The sequence below is a fragment of the Streptococcus mitis genome, from assembly GCF_003942795.1.
Lineage (GTDB): Bacteria > Bacillota > Bacilli > Lactobacillales > Streptococcaceae > Streptococcus > Streptococcus mitis_BJ.
In genome coordinates this window covers 1-7,907 of record NZ_RJNY01000035.1, presented here as the reverse complement: position 1 = coordinate 7,907, position 7,907 = coordinate 1, and the positions used below count along the sequence as shown (strand labels likewise).

General features: G+C 41.3%; 2 protein-coding genes, 9 tRNA genes and 1 pseudogene. 11 read left to right on the top strand and 1 reads right to left on the bottom strand.

Annotated features, from left to right (window positions below):
• Positions 1–175 precede the first annotated feature (175 nt).
• The 9 genes from D8847_RS10130 to D8847_RS10090 all read left to right on the top strand — a co-directional run bounded on the left by D8847_RS10130 (position 176) and on the right by D8847_RS10090 (position 1,006).
• A tRNA-Val gene (locus tag D8847_RS10130) sits at positions 176–248 on the top strand.
• A gap of 4 nt (positions 249–252) precedes the next feature.
• A tRNA-Asp gene (locus D8847_RS10125) sits at positions 253–325 on the top strand.
• A gap of 24 nt (positions 326–349) precedes the next feature.
• A tRNA-Lys gene (locus tag D8847_RS10120) sits at positions 350–422 on the top strand.
• A 5-nt stretch (positions 423–427) separates the two neighbouring features.
• Positions 428–509 (top strand) — tRNA-Leu (locus tag D8847_RS10115).
• A 12-nt stretch (positions 510–521) separates the two neighbouring features.
• A tRNA-Thr gene (locus D8847_RS10110) sits at positions 522–594 on the top strand.
• Between the two features lie 27 nt (positions 595–621).
• A tRNA-Gly gene (locus D8847_RS10105) sits at positions 622–693 on the top strand.
• A 7-nt stretch (positions 694–700) separates the two neighbouring features.
• Positions 701–832 (top strand) — tRNA-Leu (locus D8847_RS10100).
• Between the two features lie 11 nt (positions 833–843).
• Positions 844–917, top strand: a tRNA-Arg gene (locus tag D8847_RS10095).
• 15 nt (positions 918–932) lie between these two features.
• Positions 933–1,006: transfer RNA gene (locus tag D8847_RS10090), tRNA-Pro, on the top strand.
• 166 nt (positions 1,007–1,172) lie between these two features.
• Here D8847_RS10090 and D8847_RS10085 read toward each other — a convergent pair.
• Positions 1,173–1,661: pseudogene (locus tag D8847_RS10085) on the bottom strand (transposase family protein); the annotation flags it as partial.
• A 238-nt stretch (positions 1,662–1,899) separates the two neighbouring features.
• Between D8847_RS10085 and D8847_RS10080 the strand changes: the two are divergent.
• Both D8847_RS10080 and D8847_RS10075 read left to right on the top strand, forming a co-directional pair.
• Positions 1,900–6,291 (top strand): PolC-type DNA polymerase III, encoded by a 4,392-nt coding sequence (locus tag D8847_RS10080; RefSeq protein ID WP_125841461.1) that lies wholly within the window; start codon positions 1,900–1,902, stop codon positions 6,289–6,291.
• 585 nt (positions 6,292–6,876) lie between these two features.
• Entirely contained in the window at positions 6,877–7,797 is a 921-nt protein-coding gene (locus tag D8847_RS10075) for an ABC-three component system protein (RefSeq protein ID WP_185757957.1), read from the top strand.
• The last annotated feature ends 110 nt before the right edge of the window (positions 7,798–7,907 follow it).

Genomic DNA, 7,907 nt, shown 5'->3' with positions numbered 1-7,907 from the left:
CAGTAGTTAAGCCCTAGAACGCCGGAAGTAGTTGGGGGTTGCCCCCTGTGAGATATGGAAGTCGCTTAGCTCGAGGGAGTTTAGCTTAGTTGTAATTGAGAGGAAATCGAAATTACAATCGGCGGATGAGAGAAACGAAGTTTCTTACCGTTGGCTGAGCTAGACTCCACCCTTTGGGAGTTTAGCTCAGCTGGGAGAGCATCTGCCTTACAAGCAGAGGGTCAGCGGTTCGATCCCGTTAACTCCCATATAGGTCCCGTAGTGTAGCGGTTATCACGTCGCCCTGTCACGGCGAAGATCGCGGGTTCGATTCCCGTCGGGACCGTTTAAGATAACGGAAGTTATTTTAGACTCGTTAGCTCAGTTGGTAGAGCAATTGACTTTTAATCAATGGGTCACTGGTTCGAGCCCAGTACGGGTCATATTTGCGGGTTTGGCGGAATTGGCAGACGCACCAGATTTAGGATCTGGCGCTTAACGGCGTGGGGGTTCAAGTCCCTTAACCCGCATAATAGAAAGCAGCCGGCTTAGCTCAGTTGGTAGAGCATCTGATTTGTAATCAGAGGGTCGCGTGTTCAAGTCATGTAGCCGGCATTTTTTTATATAGAATAAGAGGTCGATGCGAACGTAGTTCAGTGGTAGAACACCACCTTGCCAAGGTGGGGGTCGCGGGTTCGAATCCCGTCGTTCGCTTAGAGAGGCCGGGGTGGCGGAACTGGCAGACGCACAGGACTTAAAATCCTGCGATTGGTAACGATGAACTGGCAGACGCACAGGACTTAAAATCCTGCGATTGGTAACGATCGTACCGGTTCGATTCCGGTCCTCGGCATATAATGATGAGCACCCTTAGCTCAACTGGATAGAGTACCTGACTACGAATCAGGCGGTTAGAGGTTCGACTCCTCTAGGGTGCATTTTTTTATTTAACGCGGGAAGTAGCTCAGCTTGGTAGAGTACTTGGTTTGGGACCAAGGTGTCGCAGGTTCGAATCCTGTCTTCCCGATCGATTAAGGGGATACTTAAGGGTATCTTTTTTATATGTGTTAAGGAGATTCTGAGAATCTTCTTTTTTGTGGCTCTTTGTCAACTGTAGTGGATTGAAGTCAGCTAAGATCTAGAAAGGACGAATTTTGTCCTTTCTTTTTTGATGTTCAGAGTTATGAAAATCATTTCTTGAAGCTGCATTCATCCCAAGACATGCGAGTTGGAAGAAAAGATAAATCTGTCTTGAATTTGAATTCTTTCAATTTACGAATGACTGTCGAAGTAGAGACAGATAGACTTTCTGCAATAGCTGTCATAGGGACTTTCTCGATTAATTTTTGAGTGATTTTCTGGTTGACGATGGTCGCGATTTGGTGATTTTTCTTGACGAGAGAGGTTTCGGCGACCGCTATTTTCGAACACTGATAACACTTAAAACGTCGCTTTCTAAGGAGAATTCTAGTAGGCATACCAGTTGTTTCAAGGTAAGGAATTTTGGAAGGTTTTTGGAAGTCATATTTCTTCATTTGATTTCCGCAATCAGGACAAGATGGGGCGTCGTAGTCCAGTTTAGCGATGATTTCCTTGTGTGTATCTCTATTAACAACATCCATAATTTGGATATTAGAGTCTTTGATATCGAGTAGTCTTGTGATAAAATGTAATGGTTCCATATGATTCTTTCTAATGATGGTTTGGTCGCTTTTCATTATAGATCATATGGGACTTTTTTCTACAACAAAATAGGCTCCATAATATCCATAGGGGATTTACCCACTACAAATATTATAGAGCCCTTTTTTGTTTTTAAGGAATGAATTTAGGAAAACTAGTAGTGCTTAAGGAATGGTACTAGTCATATATTTTCTTTAATTATGGTAAAATAGTATGAGAATAATGTGAGGAAAATGAATGTCAAGTAAGTTTGAAATTTTAATGAATCAACTAGGAATCTCCGATCAATTGAGACGGGATCCTGCTCTTGTTGATGCCAGAATTGAGCGTGTTGTGGTTCATAAAATTAGTAAGATTTGGGAATTTCATTTTGTATTTTCTAATATTTTACCGATTGAAATCTTTTTAGAGTTAAAGAAAGGGCTTGGTGAAGAATTTTCTAAGACAGGAAACCGAGCTGTTTTCGAAATCAAGGCTCTTTCTCAAGAATTCTCTAATGAACTCTTACAGGCTTACTACAGGGAGGCTTTTTCTGAAGGTCCATGTGCAAGTCAGGGGTTTAAATCACTTTACCAGAAATTAAACGTTCGTGCGGAAGGAAATCAACTCATTATTGAAGGTTCAGAGGTGATTGATAAGGAACACTTTAAGAAAAATCATCTTCCTAATTTAACAAAGCAACTCGAAAAGTTTGGTTTTCCAGCTTTTGTATGTCAAATAGAAAAGAATGATGCTCTTACACATGAGCAGGAGGAAGCCTTCCATACGGAGAATGAACAGATTGTTCAAGCTGCCAATGAGGAAGCGCTCCGGGCTATGGAGCAACTGGAACAAATGGCCCCTCCTCCAGTAGAAGAGAAGCCAGTCTTTGATTTTCAGGCTAAAAAGGCTGCGGCAAAACCAAAATTGGATAAGGCTGAAATTACCCAGATGATTGATGTGACGACTGAGGAAAATCGTTTGGTCTTTGAAGGGGTCGTTTTTGATGTGGAGCATAAGGTGACCAGAACTGGTCGCGTTTTGATTAACTTTAAAATGACGGACTACACTTCAAGTTTTTCAATGCAAAAATGGGTTAAGAATGAAGAAGAGGCTCAGAAGTTTGACATCATTAAGAAAAATTCTTGGCTTCGTGTTCGTGGGAATGTAGAGATGAATAACTTCACACGCGATTTGACCATGAATGTGCAGGATGTGCAGGAAGTTGTTCACTATGAGCGGAAGGATTTAATGCCAGAAGGTGAGCGTCGGGTTGAGTTTCATGCTCATACTAATATGTCGACCATGGATGCTCTGCCAGAAGTAGAGGAAATCATTGCGACAGCTGCAAAGTGGGGACACAAGGCGGTTGCCATCACGGACCATGGGAACGTTCAGTCTTTCCCACATGGCTACAAAGCAGCTAAGAAAGCAGGAATTCAGCTGATCTATGGAATGGAAGCCAATATCGTTGAAGACCGTGTTCCTATCGTTTACAACGAAGTGGAGATGGACTTGTCAGAAGCAACCTACGTGGTTTTTGACGTGGAAACGACGGGACTTTCAGCCATCTATAATGACTTGATTCAGGTTGCGGCTTCTAAGATGTACAAGGGAAATGTTATTGCCGAATTTGATGAATTTATCAATCCTGGATATCCCTTGTCAGCCTTTACTACCGAGTTGACTGGAATTACAGATGACCATGTCAAAAATGCCAAACCACTAGAACAAGTTTTGCAAGAATTCCAGGAATTCTGCAAGGATACGGTTCTAGTTGCCCACAATGCTACCTTTGACGTTGGCTTTATGAATGCCAACTATGAGCGTCATGGTTTGCCTAAGATTAGCCAGCCAGTTATTGATACGCTCGAGTTTGCTAGAAATCTCTATCCTGAGTATAAACGTCATGGTTTGGGGCCGTTGACCAAGCGTTTTGGTGTGGCACTGGACCACCACCACATGGCCAACTACGATGCGGAAGCTACTGGTCGTTTGCTCTTCATCTTTATCAAGGATGTAGCAGAAAAACATGGTGTGACTGATCTGGCTAGACTAAATATTGATTTGATTAGTCCAGACTCTTATAAAAAAGCTCGGATCAAGCATGCGACCATCTATGTCAAGAATCAAGTAGGTCTAAAAAACATCTTTAAGCTGGTTTCTTTGTCCAATACCAAGTACTTTGAAGGGGTGCCACGAATTCCGAGAACAGTTCTAGATGCTCATCGGGAAGGTTTGATTTTAGGGTCAGCTTGCTCTGAAGGTGAAGTTTTTGACGCAGTCGTTTCCCAAGGTGTGGATGCGGCGGTTGAGGTGGCCAAGTATTATGACTTTATCGAGGTTATGCCACCAGCTATCTATGCACCATTGATTGCTAAAGAGCAGGTTAAGGATATGGAGGAACTCCAAACTATTATCAAGAGTTTGATAGATGTCGGAGACCGTCTTGGTAAACCTGTTCTGGCTACGGGAAATGTTCACTATATCGAACCAGAAGAAGAGATTTACCGTGAAATTATCGTCCGTAGTTTGGGACAGGGGGCTATGATTAACCGAACCATTGGTCACGGTGAGCATGCCCAACCAGCTCCTCTGCCAAAGGCTCATTTTCGAACAACCAATGAGATGTTGGATGAATTTGCCTTTTTGGGAGAGGAACTGGCTCGTAAACTGGTTATTGAAAACACCAATGCCTTGGCAGAAACCTTTGAGCCTGTTGAGGTGGTTAAGAGTGACTTGTACACGCCTTTCATTGACAAGGCGGAAGAAACAGTTGCTGAGTTGACCTATAAGAAAGCTTTTGAGATTTATGGAAATCCGCTGCCAGATATTGTTGATTTGCGGATTGAAAAAGAATTAACATCCATACTGGGGAATGGATTTGCCGTGATTTACCTGGCTTCCCAGATGCTGGTACAACGTTCCAATGAACGGGGCTACTTGGTGGGTTCTCGTGGATCTGTCGGTTCCAGTTTCGTTGCGACCATGATCGGGATTACGGAGGTCAATCCTCTCTCCCCTCACTATGTCTGTGGTCAGTGTCAGTACAGCGAGTTTATCACCGATGGCTCTTATGGTTCAGGATTTGATATGGCCGATAAGGATTGTCCAAATTGTGGCCACAAACTCAGTAAAAATGGGCAGGATATTCCGTTCGAGACCTTCCTTGGTTTTGATGGGGACAAGGTTCCCGATATTGACTTGAACTTTTCGGGAGAAGACCAGCCTAGCGCTCACTTGGATGTGCGTGATATCTTTGGTGAAGAATATGCCTTCCGTGCAGGAACGGTTGGTACGGTGGCTGCCAAGACTGCCTATGGTTTTGTCAAGGGCTACGAGCGGGACTATGGGAAGTTTTATCGTGATGCAGAGGTGGAACGCCTCGCTCAGGGTGCGGCTGGTGTCAAGCGGACAACAGGACAACACCCGGGAGGAATCGTTGTTATTCCGAACTACATGGATGTCTACGATTTTACGCCTGTTCAGTATCCAGCAGATGACGTGACGGCTGAATGGCAGACGACTCACTTTAACTTTCATGATATCGATGAGAATGTCCTCAAACTTGATGTACTGGGGCATGATGATCCGACCATGATTCGGAAATTGCAGGACTTGTCTGGTATTGACCCTAATGAAATCCCCATGGATGATGAAAGCGTTATGGCCCTCTTTTCTGGAACGGAAGTTTTAGGGGTGACGCCTGAGCAAATTGGAACTCCGACAGGGATGCTGGGAATTCCAGAGTTCGGAACCAACTTTGTACGTGGAATGGTAGATGAGACGCATCCGACGACTTTTGCGGAGTTACTTCAGCTGTCTGGTCTATCCCACGGTACCGATGTGTGGCTGGGGAACGCCCAGGATCTGATCAAGCAAGGGATTGCGGACCTATCGACTGTTATCGGTTGTCGGGACGATATCATGGTTTATCTCATGCATGCTGGTCTTGAACCTAAGATGGCTTTTACTATCATGGAACGGGTACGTAAGGGAATGTGGCTAAAGATTTCCGAAGAGGAGCGAAATGGTTACATCGAGGCTATGAAGGCCAATAAGGTGCCAGAGTGGTATATCGAGTCTTGTGGGAAAATCAAATATATGTTCCCTAAAGCTCACGCGGCAGCCTACGTTATGATGGCCTTGCGTGTGGCCTACTTCAAGGTTCACCATCCGATTTATTACTACTGTGCCTATTTCTCAATCCGTGCCAAGGCTTTTGATATCAAGACCATGGGGGCGGGTTTGGATGCCATCAAGCGCAAGATGCAAGAAATTGCTGAAAAGCGGAAGAACAATGAAGCCTCTAATGTGGAAATTGACCTCTATACAACTCTTGAGATTGTCAATGAAATGTGGGAACGTGGTTTCAAGTTTGGCAAACTCGATCTCTACCGTAGTCAGGCAACAGAGTTCCTCATCGATGGGGATACCCTCATTCCGCCATTTGTAGCAATGGATGGTCTGGGAGAGAACGTTGCCAAGCAATTGGTGCGCGCTCGTCAAGAGGGAGAATTCCTCTCTAAAACCGAACTACGTAAGCGTGGTGGACTTTCCTCAACTTTAGTTGAAAAGATGGATGAAATGGGAATTCTCGGCAATATGCCAGAGGATAACCAGTTGAGTCTGTTTGATGATTTGTTTTAAATAAAACTAGAAAAATAGCAATGTTTTTGAAAAATTAAAGCTAGTAAGATTAACTATCTTGATTGTGGGGACTTGAAAAAGATTGATATTGAGGACTTTGGAGTGTGTGTTAGAATCAGAATTTGTTAACTAGCTTGATGACTCTAGGAATATTGATATATTTGTAGTGGTTGTTTTCTAAAGGATATTATTTGAAAAGTGGAGTAAGATACAAGAGAAATTAATAGAGTTGAAGGATAAAGTAATGACGTATGATAGGCGAAATGCAACCGATATAATCACCAAGGAAAGGTTGGCATATTTTTAGCATTAACTGAGCTTAGAAAGCTATTAGAAAAAGAAGAAGATCATAGCACATATAAATTAATATTTGAAAAAAATGGTGGTGAAGATATTGAGATTTGTCAATCTACACGAGTAATATCAAGGCATAAAGTAAAAGCTAAGAAAAAGGGGAGATACCCGAATGATTATCGTAATGTTAGATCAATAAATTCTAAGAAATGCCCCTCTGGGTATCAAACTTTAGGAACGACTAAAGATAATAGATTTTTACATGTTATTTGTGAAGTTCAGGGATGGGATATGAATGAGGAAGTATTCCAACAAACCTATAAAGGAGCAAATTATGTACCTAATAAGAGCCGAGTTCAACTATACACCTATCCAGATAATAAAAAATATTGTGATTTGGTTAGAGGGAGCCAATCACCTATTGATAATTTTTGTGAAGAAAAAATCAAGGAAATTTTGATATATTCTAATAGTTCTTTGAAAGATGATTCGGAACATATAGAGGAGACGCTATGTGAAATTAAAGATTTAGTTTCTAGACGGATTAGTCAAGCACATAATAATGGGAATGGTGTTTATCCTGTAATATATTTTCAAGAAATTTTAAAAATTATTATTTCACAGGAAAAACGTCATAGACAATCTGTTAGAAGAGCGAAATTAAGTCTTGAAATGCATTGGAATAACATTGTTGAAGATGATGCTGATACATTGGTTATGAATCAGATTTTAAATCTGTCAGATGATAAATTTAAACAATTGTTGATTGATTTGCATCCAGATAACAATATCGCTGAACTTCAGCAATTAAATAATATAGATAATTTAATTGATAAAGATAGCATTGAATATATCCTATATGAGTTTCTTAAAAATTGTAAACAAGAACGACTTTTGTTAGACAGTTTACGGTATACTCTAAATCATGAGTCACTCAGACTTAGTATGATTCATGCTCCTAATGGGGCAGCAAGTAAAGTTCGAGATAAAATAATGGCTAATAAAAATTTTATAAGGGCTAGCTTTGATACTGATTATTTGATTAATATGAATATAGATGGACAAAAGTTTTTTGAAGAGAAGCCAATCCATGAAGGTGGAAAAGAAAAGTTGCTTGCAGGAGCCCTTGGCGAGGTAAAAAATAGAATATTTTCAAATAATTTAGAATATATTGATTGTGTGAATACTGTTGAAAAATTGAAAGAGGATTGAAATGAATAATTTTTTGCAACAGATCTTAGAACAACATAATTTTAATAAATGTGATGAGCATTTAGAATTGTGGGGAGGGGAAGGAAATGAATTTTTCCTTATTCAAGAAT